This window comes from Vibrio maritimus, assembly GCF_021441885.1.
Taxonomy (GTDB): domain Bacteria; phylum Pseudomonadota; class Gammaproteobacteria; order Enterobacterales; family Vibrionaceae; genus Vibrio; species Vibrio maritimus_B.
Window position 1 is genome coordinate 329725 of the sequence record NZ_CP090438.1, and the last position, 16520, is coordinate 346244.

Annotated in this window: 14 protein-coding genes, 1 tRNA gene, 1 rRNA gene and 1 riboswitch; of the genes, 5 read left to right on the forward strand and 11 right to left on the reverse strand. The window is 47.6% G+C overall.

Annotated elements, in window-relative coordinates; genetic code table 11:
- Nucleotides 1-56: 56 nt before the first annotated feature.
- Both rrf and LY387_RS01505 read left to right on the forward strand, forming a co-directional pair.
- Nucleotides 57-172: ribosomal RNA gene (gene rrf / locus LY387_RS01500) — 5S ribosomal RNA — on the forward strand.
- Nucleotides 173-212: 40 nt separating this feature from the next.
- Nucleotides 213-289, forward strand: a tRNA-Asp gene (locus LY387_RS01505).
- Between the two features lie 127 nt (nucleotides 290-416).
- Here the strand turns inward: LY387_RS01505 and lysC are convergent.
- On the reverse strand, nucleotides 417-1766 hold the full coding sequence (gene lysC, locus LY387_RS01510; RefSeq protein ID WP_234495092.1) for a lysine-sensitive aspartokinase 3: 1350 nt from the start codon (nucleotides 1764-1766) through the stop codon (nucleotides 417-419).
- 99 nt (nucleotides 1767-1865) lie between these two features.
- A riboswitch (Lysine riboswitch) is annotated at nucleotides 1866-2040 on the reverse strand.
- Between the two features lie 215 nt (nucleotides 2041-2255).
- Between lysC and LY387_RS01515 the strand changes: the two genes are divergently transcribed.
- Nucleotides 2256-3374, forward strand: coding sequence for a pyridoxal-phosphate-dependent aminotransferase family protein (locus LY387_RS01515; RefSeq protein WP_234495093.1), 1119 nt, complete (start codon nucleotides 2256-2258; stop codon nucleotides 3372-3374).
- A 71-nt stretch (nucleotides 3375-3445) separates the two neighbouring features.
- On the opposite strand, the gene LY387_RS01520 is transcribed toward LY387_RS01515, so the two are convergent.
- From LY387_RS01520 to pepA, 3 genes are all read right to left on the reverse strand, one after another.
- On the reverse strand, nucleotides 3446-6304 hold the full coding sequence (locus LY387_RS01520) for a valine--tRNA ligase (protein WP_234495094.1): 2859 nt from the start codon (nucleotides 6302-6304) through the stop codon (nucleotides 3446-3448).
- Nucleotides 6305-6402: 98 nt separating this feature from the next.
- The gene (locus LY387_RS01525; RefSeq protein WP_234495095.1) at nucleotides 6403-6858 is read right to left on the reverse strand and encodes a DNA polymerase III subunit chi; all 456 of its coding nucleotides are present in this window, start codon (nucleotides 6856-6858) and stop codon (nucleotides 6403-6405) included.
- A gap of 72 nt (nucleotides 6859-6930) precedes the next feature.
- The gene (pepA, locus tag LY387_RS01530) at nucleotides 6931-8439 is read right to left on the reverse strand and encodes a leucyl aminopeptidase (protein WP_234495096.1); all 1509 of its coding nucleotides are present in this window, start codon (nucleotides 8437-8439) and stop codon (nucleotides 6931-6933) included.
- Nucleotides 8440-8630: 191 nt separating this feature from the next.
- Between pepA and lptF the strand changes: the two genes are divergently transcribed.
- Both lptF and lptG read left to right on the forward strand, forming a co-directional pair.
- A complete protein-coding gene (gene lptF / locus LY387_RS01535) occupies nucleotides 8631-9746 on the forward strand; it encodes an LPS export ABC transporter permease LptF (protein ID WP_042473175.1) in 1116 nt (371 codons plus the stop codon).
- 2 nt (nucleotides 9747-9748) lie between these two features.
- A complete protein-coding gene (gene lptG, locus LY387_RS01540) occupies nucleotides 9749-10819 on the forward strand; it encodes an LPS export ABC transporter permease LptG (protein ID WP_042473178.1) in 1071 nt (356 codons plus the stop codon).
- Between the two features lie 54 nt (nucleotides 10820-10873).
- On the opposite strand, the gene mgtE is transcribed toward lptG, so the two are convergent.
- The 7 genes from mgtE to lptB all read right to left on the reverse strand — a co-directional run bounded on the left by mgtE (nucleotide 10874) and on the right by lptB (nucleotide 16516).
- Complete coding sequence (gene mgtE, locus LY387_RS01545; protein ID WP_234495097.1) at nucleotides 10874-12232, reverse strand: magnesium transporter; 1359 nt, start codon at nucleotides 12230-12232, stop codon at nucleotides 10874-10876.
- Nucleotides 12233-12356: 124 nt separating this feature from the next.
- Nucleotides 12357-12632 (reverse strand): HPr family phosphocarrier protein, encoded by a 276-nt coding sequence (locus tag LY387_RS01550; protein ID WP_042473181.1) that lies wholly within the window; start codon nucleotides 12630-12632, stop codon nucleotides 12357-12359.
- An 8-nt stretch (nucleotides 12633-12640) separates the two neighbouring features.
- A complete protein-coding gene (gene rapZ, locus LY387_RS01555; protein WP_234495098.1) occupies nucleotides 12641-13498 on the reverse strand; it encodes an RNase adapter RapZ in 858 nt (285 codons plus the stop codon).
- Nucleotides 13499-13516: 18 nt separating this feature from the next.
- The gene (ptsN, locus tag LY387_RS01560) at nucleotides 13517-13963 is read right to left on the reverse strand and encodes a PTS IIA-like nitrogen regulatory protein PtsN (RefSeq protein ID WP_042473185.1); all 447 of its coding nucleotides are present in this window, start codon (nucleotides 13961-13963) and stop codon (nucleotides 13517-13519) included.
- A gap of 1 nt (nucleotide 13964) precedes the next feature.
- Nucleotides 13965-14252: a ribosome hibernation promoting factor gene (gene hpf, locus LY387_RS01565; RefSeq protein ID WP_042473188.1), complete on the reverse strand. Its 288-nt coding sequence runs from the start codon at nucleotides 14250-14252 to the stop codon at nucleotides 13965-13967.
- Between the two features lie 25 nt (nucleotides 14253-14277).
- Nucleotides 14278-15744 (reverse strand): RNA polymerase factor sigma-54, encoded by a 1467-nt coding sequence (locus tag LY387_RS01570; protein WP_234495099.1) that lies wholly within the window; start codon nucleotides 15742-15744, stop codon nucleotides 14278-14280.
- Between the two features lie 46 nt (nucleotides 15745-15790).
- Complete coding sequence (gene lptB, locus LY387_RS01575; protein WP_128650057.1) at nucleotides 15791-16516, reverse strand: LPS export ABC transporter ATP-binding protein; 726 nt, start codon at nucleotides 16514-16516, stop codon at nucleotides 15791-15793.
- Between the last annotated feature and the right edge of the window lie 4 nt (nucleotides 16517-16520).

Below are 16520 nucleotides of genomic sequence, written 5' to 3' on the forward strand. Positions count from 1 at the left end.
AGAACGAATTGAATGTGTATGAGAACGCATTAACAGCTTTCCGAATTAAGAATTTGCTTGGCGACCATAGCGTTGTGGACCCACCTGACTCCATGCCGAACTCAGAAGTGAAACGCAATAGCGCCGATGGTAGTGTGGGGCTTCCCCATGTGAGAGTAGGACATCGCCAGGCTTTAAATTTTGGACACTTGCATTAGCGAGTATACCACTGCGGAGTGGTAGTTCAGTTGGTTAGAATACCGGCCTGTCACGCCGGGGGTCGCGGGTTCGAGTCCCGTCCACTCCGCCACTTATACTAAGCCCTAGTCGAAAGACTAGGGCTTTTTACATCTATAGCTTTTTGAAGTTCAATCCTCTGCCATTCAATAGATACAAAAAAGGCGGTATTTCTACCGCCTTTATTTAATGTTTCCCGTCTACTCAAACAAGTCTTCATGCAATGCTTTTACCGCATCTTTAGCTTCGCCTTCGTCTAGAAGGAAGCAAAGGTTATGTGGGCTAGCGCCATAGCAGATCATGCGAATATTGAAGCTGTCTAGAGTATCGAATACTTCCGCAGCAGAGCCCTTAGTCTCACTCATTTGGTTGCCGATAAGCGCGACAAGGCTAAGCCCTTGTTTGACTTCAACAGTACAAAGTTGCTCTAGTTCTTGCTGTGCTTCAAGTGGGAGCTCTGGTGCACCGCCACCCGTGTCAGTTTGATCAAGTGTTAGAGAAACACTGACCTCAGAAGTCGTTACTAGATCAACAGAGATCTTGTGTTTAGCAAGCACTGTAAACACGTTTGCCAAGAAACCATAGGCTTGGAACATACGAGGGTTACGCAGTGTTACCATGGTTTGGTTATTGCGCAGAGCTAGTGCGCGGAATAGAGGTGCGCTCTCTACGGTTTGTCGTACCCAAGTGCCACCTTCTTGTGGTGCTTTCGATGAACCTACAAAAACTGGGATTTGATGACGCAGTGCAGGTAGTAGTGTTGAAGGGTGCAGGATCTTGGCACCGAAGTTAGCCATTTCAGAGGCTTCACTGAAGCTGATCTCTGGGATAGGACGAGCATTGGGTGCAATGCGTGGGTCGGTAGTGTAGATACCAGGTACGTCGGTCCAGATTTCAAGACCTGCAGCTTCTACGGCTTCAGCGATAAGTGCCGCGCTGTAATCACTACCACCACGACCTAATGTCGTTGTCTCGCCATCTTCATCAGAGCCGATAAAGCCCTGCGTAACCACTACGTGCTGCTTACAAAGAGGAACCAGCTTCTCGCTCGCTGCTGCTTTGGTTGCTTCGATGTTTGGTTCTGCTTTACCGTAATCACTGTCTGTCTTAAGCGCTTCACGAATATCAAAACGCACCGCATCGATACCACGTTCTTGCATTAAGCGAGTCAGGATGTGTGTCGACATACGTTCACCACATGCCACTAGGTGGTCGGTAAGCTTTGGAGTCGCGGCAATGCAAGCGGCTTCCGATAGCGTCGCTACCTTATCGATCAGAGCGTCTACACGTGCTTCAATAGAGCTGACATCATTAAGCTTTGACATGATGTCGGTATGGATATTGCGAAGCTTGCTAATGAGCTCAGCGCGACGAGTCTCGTCTTTAACGCCATTTGCAAGTTCAACCAAGATGTTGGTCACGCCTGAACAAGCGCTGCTAACAACCAATTTGGTTTGCGGGTTATTTTCGATGATTTCGGCACAACGGCTCATGGCTTCGAAGTTGGCGACGCTAGTTCCGCCAAATTTAGCTACATTGAATGCGCTCACAGTGTTTCTCCAGGACTTCCAGTTAAAGTTTAAGGTTGGTAACCCAACATCCGATGTTTGAAGAGAGAAATAGAGCAGAGGAATATGAATATTAGAATAGACCTCAGAAGCTCTTCACCAATTCTTGGTGACAGTTAAAGGGATTCAGCCCATTTAACCGACAAACTAAATCCGACAAGTTTAGTTCATCTCGGCACTGCTCCCCATGAGTGAATTGTATTGAAGTTGCGGCTTCACAAATCACTTGCCTGGGCAGTGCTCCTCTTCCGCTGCAGCATCGATAACGTCAATGAAAACGATTGGCTGCAGATAGTGTGTTTATTCAACGTTTTTGCGTGTCAAAAGTCAATGGATGTTTATGCATTTCACATGAAAAACTTGAGTGGTTGGATGTTGCAAAAATGTTGTTTTTTCGCCATTGTAGATGGCATTGACGTCCAAAGTGATGTTTTTCCCAACAACTACAATAACCTAATAGGATAACTGCCCATGACCATTTCAAGCTTTGTGCCCCCTCACCGAACCCTAATGGGACCTGGCCCATCCGATATCTATCCGCAAGTGTTGCAGGCCTTAAGCCGCCCAACGATAGGTCACCTTGATCCGCTTTTTATCGGGATGATGGATGAGCTTAAGGCGCTACTGAAATACGCATTCCAAACCGAGAATGAATTTACAATCGCGGTCTCGGCTCCGGGTAGTGCGGGTATGGAAACTTGCTTTGTAAACCTAGTCGAGCCGGGCGATAAGGTTATCGTGTGCCGTAACGGCGTGTTTGGTGAGCGCATGCGTGAGAACGTGGTTCGCTGTGGCGGTGAAGCGATTGTAGTGGATGATGAGTGGGGAGCGCCTGTTTCGGTACCGAAAGTCGAACAGGCGATAGCTGAGCATCCTGATGCGAAGATCCTTGCGTTTGTGCACGCTGAGACCTCTACTGGTGCAGTGACTGATGCTAAAGCGTTAGGTGCGCTTGCTAAGCAGCACAACATGCTATCTATTGTGGATGCAGTAACCTCGCTTGGTGGTGTTCCACTATTGGTAGACGAGTGGCAGTTGGATGCCGTTTACTCAGGTAGCCAGAAGTGTTTGTCTTGTGTTCCTGGTTTATCGCCAGTCACCCTGTCCCCTGCAGCCATTGAAGTTATTAAGTCCCGACAAGCGCCTGTTCAGAGCTGGTTCTTGGATCAGAGCTTGGTGTTAGGTTATTGGAGTGGGGAAGGTAAGCGTAGTTATCACCACACAGCACCAGTAAACAGCCTTTACGCGCTTCATGAGTCCTTGGTGCTTTTGAAGAATGAAGGCCTTGAGAATGCGTGGCAGCGCCATAAAGATATGCATATGTTGCTACGTGAAGGGCTCGAAAACCTGGGGCTGAGTTTTGTGGTTGAAGAACAAAGTCGTCTGCCGCAACTTAATGCTGTCTATCTTCCAGAAGGCGTGGATGATGCCGCGGTAAGGTCGCAGCTGTTAGAAGAGTACAACCTTGAGATTGGAGCCGGTCTGGGAGCGCTCGCAGGAAAAGCATGGCGTATTGGTTTGATGGGTTATGGAGCCCGAAGAGAGAACGTCGCGCTTTGCTTGAAGGCTCTAGAGACCGTGTTGAAGTAAGCTCAGTCCTTCAAACATAAAAAAAGCCGAGAGTGTTACCACTCTCGGCTTCTGTTTTTTAGACTTGCTAATTAAAGTGCAGCAATAGTTTGCTTTTGCTCTTCAAGCTTAACTAGCGTTTCTTTGTAGCCTTCTAGCTTCTCACGCTCTTTAGCAACGACTGCTTCAGGTGCTTTTGCTACGAAGCCTTCGTTGCCTAGCTTACCTTCGATACGCTTGATCTCGCCTTGAGTCTTAGCGATCTCTTTCGCTAGACGATCCAACTCAGCGTCTTTGTCGATAAGACCTGCCATTGGGATCATCAGCTCAGACTTACCAACCAGTGCGGTTGCACATGCTGGAGTCTCTTCGCCTTCAGCCAGTACCTTGATGTCTTCTAGTTTAGCTAGCGAAGCGAGTACCGCTTTGTTTGCTTCAAGGCGTGCTGCGTCTTTCTCGTCAGCAACTTTCAGCATTACATCCAGACCTTTGCTTGGGGCAATGTCGTACTCTGCACGAAGGTTACGGATGCTAGTGATGAATGCTTTCACCCATTCGATATCATCAAGCGCTTCTTGGTTGAAGTTCGCTTCCTCAAACTGAGGCAGAGCTTGAAGCATAATTGTGTCGCCTTCAACACCGTCTACTAGCGGTTTCACGCTTTGCCAGATAGTTTCAGTGATGTATGGCAGTACTGGGTGAGCAAGACGAAGTGTCTTCTCAAGTACAGTGATCAGCGTGCGACGTGTACCGCGTTGCTGTGCTTCGTTACCTTTCCATAGAACTGGCTTAGTAAGCTCTAGGTACCAGTCACAGAATTGGTTCCAGATGAACTCGTAGATAGTGTTCGCAGCCATGTCTAGACGGTAGTTGTCTAGGTGAGCGTTAAACTCTTTTGCTGCTAGTTCAAACTGAGACTCGATCCACTTGTCTGCTAGTGAGTACTCGATGTTACCTTCGCCGAAGCCACAATCTTGGTCTTCAGTGTTCATCAGTACGTAACGGCTTGCGTTCCACAGCTTGTTACAGAAGTTACGGTAACCCTCAAGACGCTTCATATCCCAGTTGATATCGCGACCGGTAGACGCCATTGCTGCAAGAGTGAAGCGAAGTGCGTCAGTACCGTATGGTTCAATGCCATCTTCGAACGTCTTGCGTGTGTTTTTCTCGATCTTCTTCGCTAGTTGAGGCTGCATCATGTTGCCAGTACGCTTCTCAACCAGAGACTCTAGGTCGATACCATCAATCATATCGATTGGGTCAAGCACGTTACCTTTTGACTTCGACATCTTGTCGCCGTTCTCGTCACGGATTAGGCCCGTAACGTAAACTGTCTTAAATGGTACTTGTGGCTTACCGTTTTCATCTTTACAGAAGTGCATGGTCATCATGATCATGCGCGCAACCCAGAAGAAGATGATGTCGAAACCTGTTACCAGTACGTCTGACGGGTGGAAGGTTTTTAGATCTTCAGTGTTTTCTGGCCAGCCTTGCGTGCCGAATGTCCATAGTGCAGAAGAGAACCAAGTATCCAGTACGTCATCGTCTTGACGCAGTACAACAACTGGAGCCAAACCGTTCTTCTCACGAACTTCTTCTTCAGTGCGACCTACGTATACATTGCCGTCGTTGTCGTACCATGCAGGGATACGGTGACCCCACCAAAGCTGACGAGAGATACACCAGTCTTGAATGTCGCGCATCCAAGAGAAGTACATGTTTTCGTATTGCTTAGGTACGAACTGGATTTCGCCGTCTTCAACGGCTTTGGTAGCTGTTTCAGCAAGAGGGGCAGTACGAACGTACCATTGGTCCGTTAGCATTGGCTCAATAACCACGCCGCCACGGTCGCCGTAAGGAACCGTTAGGTCGTGATCTTTGATCTCATCAAGAAGACCCAGCTCTTCGAATTCTGCCACGATAGCTTTACGAGCAGCAAAGCGCTCCATGCCGTGGTATTTCGCTGGAAGCTCGGTTGCGTATGCATCGCTTGCTTCACCGTTGGTGTTAAATACTTCAGCGGCGTCACGGATGTTGGCATCGAAGGTTAGGATGTTGATCATCGGTAGTTGATGACGTTTACCTACCTCGTAGTCATTGAAATCGTGTGCAGGTGTGATCTTCACACAGCCCGTGCCTTTTTCCATATCGGCATGCTCGTCACCCACGATAGGGATGCGGCGATCAACGATAGGAAGCAGGATTTCTTTACCAATAAGATCTTTGTAGCGCGGATCTTCTGGGTTTACGGCAACGCCAGTATCACCAAGCATGGTTTCAGGACGTGTCGTTGCAACAACGATGTAGTCTTTGCCTTCAGCGGTCTTAACGCCATCCGCTAGTGGGTAGCGGAAGTGCCACATGTGGCCTTTTTTGTCTTTGTTTTCTACTTCTAGATCTGAGATTGCTGTGTGTAGCTTTGGATCCCAGTTAACCAGACGCTTACCGCGGTAGATGAGGTCGTCTTCGTATAGGCGAACAAAGACTTCTTGAACGGCGTTAGACAGGCCTTCATCCATAGTAAAGCGCTCACGATCCCAATCGACAGAAGCACCTAGGCGACGAAGCTGTTTAGTGATCGTGCCACCAGACTCGCCTTTCCATTCCCAGATTTTGTCGATGAACGCATCACGACCGTAATCGTGCTTGGTTTTGCCTTCTTCTGCAGCGATCTTGCGCTCAACAACCATTTGCGTTGCGATACCCGCGTGGTCGGTACCTACCTGCCAAAGGGTGTTCTTGCCTTTCATGCGCTCAGCACGGATTAGTGTATCCATGATGGTATCTTGGAAAGCGTGACCCATGTGTAAGCTACCAGTGACGTTCGGTGGCGGGATCATGATGCTGTATGATTCTTTAGATGTGTCACCGTGTGGCTTAAAGTAGCCTTTCTCTTCCCAAGTCTGGTACAGAGCTTGTTCGATAGATTGTGGGTTATATGTCTTTTCCATAGCTTTCTTGGATACTTACTTTAATCTGTGAAAGAAATTTGCCAAACCTTATAAATAAACGAGAGTGTGTCGCGCTTACTTATAAGGATTGACCTTGATTAGGATTCTGAATGCTGAATCTCAATGGTTTGTAGCTGATAGCCCGCTTGACGGTAAATTTTATACCTTTCTCGCGCAACTTGCTTAGCTTTTTCTTCGCAAGGGACGAAGTCTACCACTTGACCAAAGGAGTTCGCAAAGGTTGCGTGACTATTGGCCATATTTATTACCAATTGACGGTTCCAACTGGGTTTAAGCCCCTCAAAACCAATTTCAACAGGTGTGCCATTCTTTGGTCCTTCCCCCACTAAATTGTGGGCAATAAATTGCTCTGGGGAAGCTTGCCAAAAGAACTCCGCTACCGCTTCCGCATGCTGCCTGTCGGTGCAATTGATATAGAGTTTGGCACCTTGCCCTACGAAGTGACGAGTGAGAAAGTGCGCATAGGCAAACCAGCCTCGCTCTGTCGCTTGCTCAGAGTTTTCACCAATAATGTAGAACGTTGCCGTATTCATATCGTTGCTTCTGTATACCGAGGGTTTGCTGGTGCTCAAAACTAAAAAAGGGCCTTGCGGCCCTTTTTATGATTACTCTTCAGTCTCTTGGCCACTGCGGTTAAGCAAGAATTGGACAAGTAGTGAGACTGGACGACCGGTAGAGCCTTTCGCTTTACCCGACTTCCATGCGGTACCAGCGATGTCTAGGTGAGCCCAGTGATACTTTTTCGCAAAGCGCGATAGGAAGCAGCCAGCAGTGATAGTACCGCCAGGGCGGCCGCCGATGTTTGCCATGTCTGCAAACGGGCTAGCGAGCTGTTCTTGGTACTCGTCAGCCATAGGTAGACGCCAAGCACGGTCACCTGCTTGCTCAGAAGCGTTAACGAGCTCGTGAGAAAGTGGGTTGTGGTTGGAAATAACACCGCTGATGTGGTGACCCAGTGCGATAACACAAGCACCAGTTAGCGTAGCCACGTCAACAACACACTCTGGTTCGTAGCGCTCAACGTACGTTAGTGCATCACACAATACTAAGCGACCTTCCGCATCCGTGTTCAACACTTCAACCGTTTGGCCGGACATGGTTGTTAAGATGTCACCAGGGCGGTAAGCGTTACTACCAGGCATGTTTTCACAACCAGCGAGTACCGCTACAACGTTAATTGGTAGGTTCAGCTTCGCTAGTGCTTTCATGGTACCGAATACAGAAGCTGCACCACACATGTCGTACTTCATCTCATCCATACCTTCACCCGGTTTTAGTGAGATACCGCCTGAGTCGAACGTTAGACCTTTACCAACAAGCACGATAGGTTTCGCGTCTGGATCTGGGTTGCCCTTATATTCCATTATGGACATCATAGATTCGTTCTTAGAGCCACGACCGACCGCTAGGTAAGAGGTCATACCCAGTTTTTCCATCTCTTGCTCACCGATGATCTTAGTTGTCACGGTGTCATAGTCATCTGCAAGACGACGTGCTTGAGAGGCTAGATAAGCAGGGTTGGCAATGTTTGGTGGCATGTTGCCAAGGTCTTTTGACGCTTTCACACCAGATGAGATAGCAAGGCCGTGGGCGATCGCTTTTTCGCCTAGGTTTAGTTCACGGCGAGTTGGTACGTTGAATACTAACTTGCGCAGTGGACGACGAGTTTCTGGCTTGCTGCTCTTGAACTGGTCAAATGTGTAAAGACCATCTTTGGTTGCTTCAACGGCTTGACGCACTTTCCAGTACGTATCGCGACCTTTAACGTGAAGTTCTGTCAGGAAGCACACCGCTTCCATTGAACCTGTTTCGTTCAGCGTGCTGATGGTTTTTTGGATAATTTCTTTGTATTGGCGCTCGCCAAGCTCACGCTCTTTACCACAGCCTACGAGAAGAACACGCTCTGATAGTACTCCTGGTACTTGGTGAAGAAGAAGCATTTGGCCCGGTTTACCTTCAAGGTCACCACGGCGAAGCAGCGAGCTGATATAGCCATCACTGATTTTGTCCAGCTGCTCTGCAACTGGAGAGAGACGACGTGGCTCGAAAACACCAACGACAATGCACGCACTGCGTTGTTTCTCTGGACTGCCACTTTTTACACTAAACTCCATGCGTACTCCTACATCCTAAAGACAAATAGAACTAAATGTTAGATAATCGATTATTAGTGTTTGAAATTTATGTGCCAATTCGGCCTATAATCTAAAGATAAGAATCGATCAAAAAAGTAAAAAATAAAAGGTTTACCCGAAAACTATAGCGATTCAATCAAAAAAACAAGTTTTGTATAGGTGTTTTCACTGTGATTATTGTTAGATATTTGATCAGAGAAACAGTTAAGAGCCAGTTAGCCATCTTTTTCGTGCTCTTTCTCGTGTTTTTCAGTCGTCAATTTATCCAAGTGCTTGCTGACGCGTCAGATGGAAGTATTCCTGCTGGGCTCATCATGACGTTAGCGGGCATCAGTATGCCAACCATGGGGCTTTTGATGTTCCCGTTGAGTATATACATAGGCATATTGGTAACTTTTGGGCGTCTATACGCTGAAAGTGAAATTACCGTTATGAATGCCACGGGCATTGGCAACAAATTCCTTATTCGTGCCGCCATGTATCTAGCGGTTATTACCACGACGTTGGCCGCTGTGAACGCATTTTGGCTCGCGCCATGGACTCAAGAACAAGAAGTACAGATTCGTGAGAAGCTGGCGTCTGAAAACTCAGTTGAACTGCTGCAAACAGGCAGTTTTCAACGCACGCCAGACGGCTCTTCGGTCGTGTTCATTGATGATATTCGCAATCGCAAACTAGAAAATGTGTTTGTGGCACAGCTTAGCCCTCGTGATTCTGTATTACCGAGTGTGATTTCGGCGAAGTCGGGGGATGTGAAGGAGCTTAGTGATGGGCGACAGATCATCGCGCTATACGATGGCGTTCGCTACGAAGGCGTTCCCACTCGTTTGGAATACATGATTACCGACTTCTCGGAATACGAAGGGGTGATAGGCCAACGAGAAGTTCAGCAAAGAGGGCGTTCTTGGATGGCGATACCAACGCTCGACCTTATCAGTGATCCGACACCGAAAGCACAAGCTGAGCTGCACTGGAGGATTTCACTTGTGGTTTGTATCCCTCTGCTCACCATGCTGGTGGTGCCTTTATCTGCTGTGAATCCACGACAAAGCAAGTTTGCTAAAATGGGACCTGCGATCTTTGTTTATTTTGCGTATTTTATGGCAATCAGTGCGATGAAGTCCGCGTTAGAAGATGGCGCATTTCCAACGTATATTGGTCTGTGGCCCGTCAACTTTGCCCTGTTGGTGGCAGCGATAGGCGTTAACACATGGGATACCGTACCTGTCCGACGATTCAGAGAAAACTGGCGTCGTAAGCGGTTTAAGAAGCAAGAGGTAGCCTAAGCGTGTTTAGAATCTTAGACGTCTATGTTGGTCGCACTATTATCACCACCATTTTATTGGTGCTGTCGGTCTTTGTTGGTTTGTCAGCGGTGATTAAGTTTGTAGAGCAGTTGCGTGCGGTGGGTGAGGGCAGCTATGACATGTTGTCTGCTGTCTATTTTGTGTTGCTGAGTATGCCGCGTGATATTGAGCTGTTTTTCTCAATGGCCGCATTATTAGGCTCGCTGGTGGGCCTAGGTATGCTTGCGAGTAGCTCAGAGCTTGTGGTCATGCAGGCCGCTGGTATTTCAAAAGTCCGCATCGGATTCTCCGTACTGAAAACCGCTCTTCCCCTTATGCTTGTGGTGATGGCTCTCGGTGAATGGGGGGCGCCAACGACGCAGCAAATGGCTCGTGACTTAAGGCTTGAGGCGATATCGGGCGGCAGTATTGTTTCAGTCCGCAACGGGGTTTGGGCTCGTGATGCCAATGACTTTATTTTTATTTCTAAGGTCGATGGGCAATCGATCGAAGGACTGAATTTATGGCGCTTCGATACCGATAAACATTTGACCACGACCATCTATGCCGACAGTGCCGATTACTTGGGTGACAACCTTTGGGAAATGCATGGCGTTCATGTGACTGACATGGCGAATGATGTTGTGTTGAGTAAAGAGACCATGGAGACACAAGAGTGGCGCACGTCACTGGTACCCGACAAGTTGGCGATCGTTACAGTTGACCTTAATGAGCTGCCTTTAAGTGGGTTGTGGGACTACACGCAATATTTGAAAGCGTCCGAGCAAGACGCTTCTCGTTATGAGCTCGCTTTCTGGCGTAAAGCGACGCAGCCAATTTCCGTTGCGGTTATGATGTTGATGGCACTGTCTTTTGTGTTTGGACCGCTTCGTAGCGTTACCATGGGGGCACGTATACTTTCGGGTGTTGTTGCTGGCTTTACCTTCTATATTTCTAGCGAGTTCTTTGGTCCCGTTAGCTTGGTTTATGGCATCTCACCACTGTTTGGTGCGTTAGGGCCAAGCTTAGTGTTCTTGACGATTGCATTGCTGTTATTGAGAAGAAAACTCTAGCTACTCATCACTGTTTTAAATTCATTAAAAAAGGCTCCTTACGGAGCCTTTGTTCTAACTGATCATTATGGTCGCGAGACCAAGGAATACCGATAAACCGACAACATCTGTGATGGTCGTTAACGCCATCCCTCCGGCCAATGCAGGGTCAATGTTCATTTTTTTCAGAAGAATTGGGATAGTTACACCTGCAACCCCTGCGACCAATAGGTTGGTCATCATTGCTGCAGAAATGATACCACCTAACATCCAATCGCCTTTCCAAGCAACAACGATACCACCAATAATCAGTGCCCACAGTATGCCGTTGAGAAAGCCGATAGCGGCTTCTTTTAGTAATAACTCTCTGCGGTTACTGTCACCAATGTGCCCGAGCGCCAATCCACGGATTACAAGTGCCACGGTTTGGTTACCGGCAACTCCACCCATTGAAGGCACGATCGTCATCAAGACGGCAATGGCTGCCATTTGCTCTAGCGTTGCTTCAAACATATTTGAAACCGAGGCAGCAGCAAGTGCAGCGAGTACGTTAGCACCTAACCATACGCTGCGACGCCTTGCCGATTTGACCACTGGAGCAAAAGTGTCTTCATCATCATCCATACCCGCCATACTCATCATCGAGTGTTCTGCGTCTTCACGAATGATATCAACCACGTCATCGATGGTGATACGACCGACGAGGTGATGTTCACTATCGACAACCGGTGCCGAGACCCAGTCACGACGTTCGAACAGCGATGCCACATCCGAGTCACTGGTTTCGACGTGAATCGCTTCATCGGCATCGTCCATGACGTCACTAACTTTGATATCGGGCTGAGTGGTTAACAAAGTGGTCAAAGAAAGGTGACCAATCAGCATATCGTCTTCGTCAATAACATAAAGCGCATCAGTGGCTTCTGGAAGCTCCCCTTTCATACGCAAGTAACGTAATACCACATCGACATCAACATCACTACGAATGGTAATGAAGTCGGTATTCATGATACCGCCAGCGGTATCCTCGGGGTACGACAGTGCGGTTTCGACACGCAGTCGATCGACGGCATCCATCTGTGAAAGAACTTCGCGAGAGACATCGTCAGGAAGGCTACGTAGGACGTATGCAACGTCATCGGTATCCATGCCCTCAGTCGCTTCTGCAAGCTTCTCTGGTGCCATTTTAGAGACAAGGGCGTCTTTTACATCCTCGTTGAGTTCATCGAGGATTTCACCATAGTCTTCAGGATCGGTAAGTTGCCACAAAACCTCACGGCTTTTTCGTGGAGAGGCCTCTAAAAGGTGGGCAATATCTTCAGGCTCCATGTCCTGAAGTTGTCTACGAACGAATACGAAGCGACCATTTTCGAGCGCTTCAGTGACTTCTTGGAGGGTTTGGTGAGCTTGATCGAATTCTATTTGCTCTGCCATGGATGCCCCCTACACTCAACTGCTTTTTAATGTACTGAATATTAGCCTAATTCTGCTTGTTAATTAATAAGAAGTTATGAATGAGGAGAAAGTTTTTGTCAGGAGGGGGGGGAGTGTTTAGATACTATTCATCTTCATCGAAGCGATGCTCAACTAGGTCGCATACCGCATTGAGCGCTTGCTCTGCTTGAGTGCCTGTCGCTTTAATGGTGATATTTTCACCTTGAGCCGACTCGAGCATCAGAAGACCCATGACGCTATCGGCCGTGGCTTCTTTCTGTTCGTGGTTACATATCGTCACTGTGGCATCAAAACTCTGCGCAAGTTCAACCAGTTTAACCGCTGCGCGGGCGTGTAGACCAAGACGGTTAAGAATAAGAACAGTGCGTGAGTGAGACATGTAACTTCCTATTTGTTTTTTTCTAGCGAGGCGTGACGGATTTTGACTTTGTGCCCAAGCTGTTCGAAGTACTCACCAATTTGTTGAGTAATGTAGACTGAGCGATGCTTACCACCGGTGCAACCAATCGCAACCGTAAGGTAACTGCGGTTGTTTTTTTCTAACAGAGGAAGCCAGCGCTCAACGAACCCTTGGATCTGTTGCTTTAGTTCGATGACGTCTGGATAAGATTCAAGGAAAGACTTAATCGGAGCGTCGAGCCCTGTCATTGGACGCAATTCTGGCTGCCAGTGTGGGTTAGGCAGAAAGCGCACATCAAACACATAATCAGCGTCGTTTGGCATACCGAACTTAAAGCCAAAAGACTGGAAGACCATGACCAGCTCTTTCTTCTCTCGACCTTCTAATTGAAAGCGTATGGTTTCACTTAAATCATGAATCGACTGCTCACTTGAGTCGATAATGAAATCTGCTTGCTCTTTGATTGGGGCAAGGAGAGAGTGTTCTAGGTCGATAGCTTGTTCTAGAGACAGCTTGTCTTCTCTTTGTGAAAGCGGGTGAATTCGACGAGTTTCACTGTATCGAGTGAGTAGCACTGATTTGCTGGCATCCAAAAACAGCAGCTTTACATCATGCTTGAGACTAAGTTGGTCGAGTGTCAGTGATAGCTGAGCTAGATTCTTGGGTAAGTTTCGAATATCAATACTTACCGCGACACTTTGCTGAGTATCTTGCGTTGAATCGACAAAAGGACCGAGAAGATCGACGGGAAGGTTGTCGACGCAGTAGTAGCCAGAGTCTTCTAACACACGAAGAGCGACACTTTTGCCAGCCCCTGAGTGTCCACTTACCACAACCAAACGCATGTCAGCTTTCTTCCTTGATTAGTGACTAACGATAATGTCGTAAAGCTCTTGGTCACTTTGAGCATTACGAAGTTGTTTTAACACGGCTTTGTCGTTAAGACGTTCAGCCATGCAAGAAAGTGTCTTTAGATGCTCTTTGCATTGAGCGTCTGGCACAAGCAGGGCGAACATAAGATCGACCGGACGATTGTCAATGGCATCAAAGTCAACGGCATCTTGGCATTGCAACAATACGGCGACAGCTTTATCGCTGTCTTGCATACGAGCGTGAGGAATGGCGATTCCATTGCCGATACCGGTACTGCCCACTTTTTCGCGGCTGAGCATACACTCGAACAGTTCCGTTGAGTTTTGTCCGGTGTGCTCTGCGGCGATCTCACTAATGATTTCTAGGGCGCGCTTTTTGCTCGTACAAGGGACTGCACTTTTGGTGCAGTCCAATGTTAATACTTCACTTATTTGCATTTTAGTGATTACTTAATTTTTCTTTATGCTTATTCAGTTGTCTAGTTAGCTTATCTACTAACGAGTCAATCGCAGCATACATACTCTCGTCATTGGAGGCTGCGTGAATTTCAGCTTGATTTACGTGGAGCGTAGCTTCGGCGATCTGGTTTAGTTTTTCAACTTTTAAAACCACATGAATGTTATTTATATGCTCAAAAAAGCGCTCGAGCTTCTGAAATTTACTGTGAACGTAGTCTTGCATTGAATCAGTGAGATCAACATGGTGGCCTGTAATTTGAATTTGCATAGACTTTCCTTCTTAGTTAATGACCTTAAAGTAGGCGTTTTCGCTGACTGGAAGGGGCGATGCCCAGAGATTCACGGTATTTCGCTATGGTTCGCCTAGCGACCTGAATTCCTTGGTCAGCGAGTTGAGCTGCGATTTTACTATCGCTCAATGGCTTGGCTGGGTTTTCCGCAGCAACAAGCTTCTTGATTAGGGCGCGGATGGCAGTTGATGAGCATTCGCCACCGTTGTCGGTTGAGACATGGCTGGAGAAGAAATATTTGAGCTCAAAAATGCCTCGCGGAGTATGCATATATTTTTGTGTGGTGACACGAGATATGGTGGACTCGTGCATGTCGACGGCAAGCGCGACGTCATTGAGCACCATAGGTTTCATGGCCTCTTCACCGTATTCAAAGAAGTCGTGTTGATGCTCTACAATGCACTTCGCTACTTTGAGCAGCGTTTCATTGCGGCTCTCTAGGCTTTTGATTAGCCATTTGGCTTCTTGAAGATTTGAGCGAATATACTGGCTGTCCGCACTGTTACCAGTACCTAGCTGAGCATATTGTTGGTTCACTTTGAGCTTAGGTACGCTGTCAGGGTTAATCTGTACCACCCACTTTCCGCGGTCTTTAAACACGGATACGTCAGGAACGACATATTCCGTTTCATCTGGGGTAATTTTGCTACCGGGTCTTGGGTCGAGCTGTTGAATCAGTTTTAGAACTTCGCGAAGCTCTGCTTCTTTAAGCTTGGTTTCTTTGATAACGAGTTTGTAATCTCGGTTACCCAACTGGTCAATGTGATGAGTGAGCACTAACTTGGCTTCAGCTAACCACGGTGTATCCTCAGGGAAGGTGGCAAGTTGTAGCAGTAGGCAGTCTTGAAGATTGAGCGACGCGATACCGAGTGGATCAAACTGCTGTATGCGTTTGCGAACCGCTTCGACTTCATCAAGCTCGACATCTTCAATATCGACACTCTCAAGAATGTCTTCACAGGATAGGGTGAGATATCCGTAGTCATCTACTGCGTCGATAATAGCGAGTGCAATGGCACGATCGGTCTCAGAGAAAGGTGTTAAATCAAGCTGCCAGACGAGGTAGTCCTGCAGTGACTGTGTCGTCTCACCCTGATAGATCGGCATATCATCATCAACGGCGATACCTGTGTTACCTGTGTTGGCACTGTAGACGTCGTCCCAAGTGGTATCCATCTCGAGTTCATTGGAAATCTCTGATTTTTCAATCTGTTCAGAGCTGTCCTTGAGATCGGGCTCGCTAGCGACCTCTGCAGTAGTGCCCTCATCTTTGCTGTCTGAGCTCGCTTTCTCTTCGCTGTTCGATTCTTCGGAAGATTCTTCGACATCGAGAAGAGGATTTGAGTCCAGTGCCTCTTGGATCTCTTGCTGCAAATCGAGCGTGGACAACTGCAGCAAGCGAATTGCTTGTTGCAACTGAGGCGTCATCGCTAACTGTTGACCTAGCTTGAGTTGTAATGAGGGTTTCATGCAGTGTTATGGGCCTATTATAAATATTGTATCCGTGCCTATTAAATCATAGTCTGAATTGTTCACCGAGATAAACCTGTTTTACGTGTTCATTATTGAGAACATCTTCAGGACTTCCTTCAGCGATCAAGTGACCTTGACTTACGATGTAGGCTTTTTCGCAGACATCTAGCGTTTCACGCACATTGTGGTCGGTGATAAGGACACCCAACCCTCTGTCGCGCAAGTGTTCAATGATTTTCTTTATATCAATTACAGAGATTGGGTCAACCCCAGCAAATGGCTCATCGAGCAGAATAAACTGCGGGTTTGCAGCCAGAGCTCTAGCGATTTCTACACGCCTTCTCTCGCCACCGGAGAGGGCCATGCCTGCGCTTTTGCGGATATGCTGAATATTAAACTCATCAAGCAAATCTTCCAGTCGGTCCTGTCTTTGCTCTTGAGTGAGCTCATTACGCGTTTCAAGAACCGCCATAATGTTGTTTTCAACACTCAACTTGCGGAAGATGGATGCTTCTTGAGGTAAGTAGCCAATGCCCATTTTGGCGCGGCTATGCATAGGCAAAATGCTGATGTCATTGTCATCGATAGTGATCGTACCTTCATCACGAGCAACCAGGCCAACGATCATGTAAAACGAGGTTGTTTTACCTGCGCCATTCGGGCCAAGCAAACCGACAATTTGACCTGACTCTACCGACAGGCTCACGTCGGATACGACCTTGCGGTTTTTATAGCTTTTCGCCAAATGCGCAGCTTTAAGTAATGCCATACTG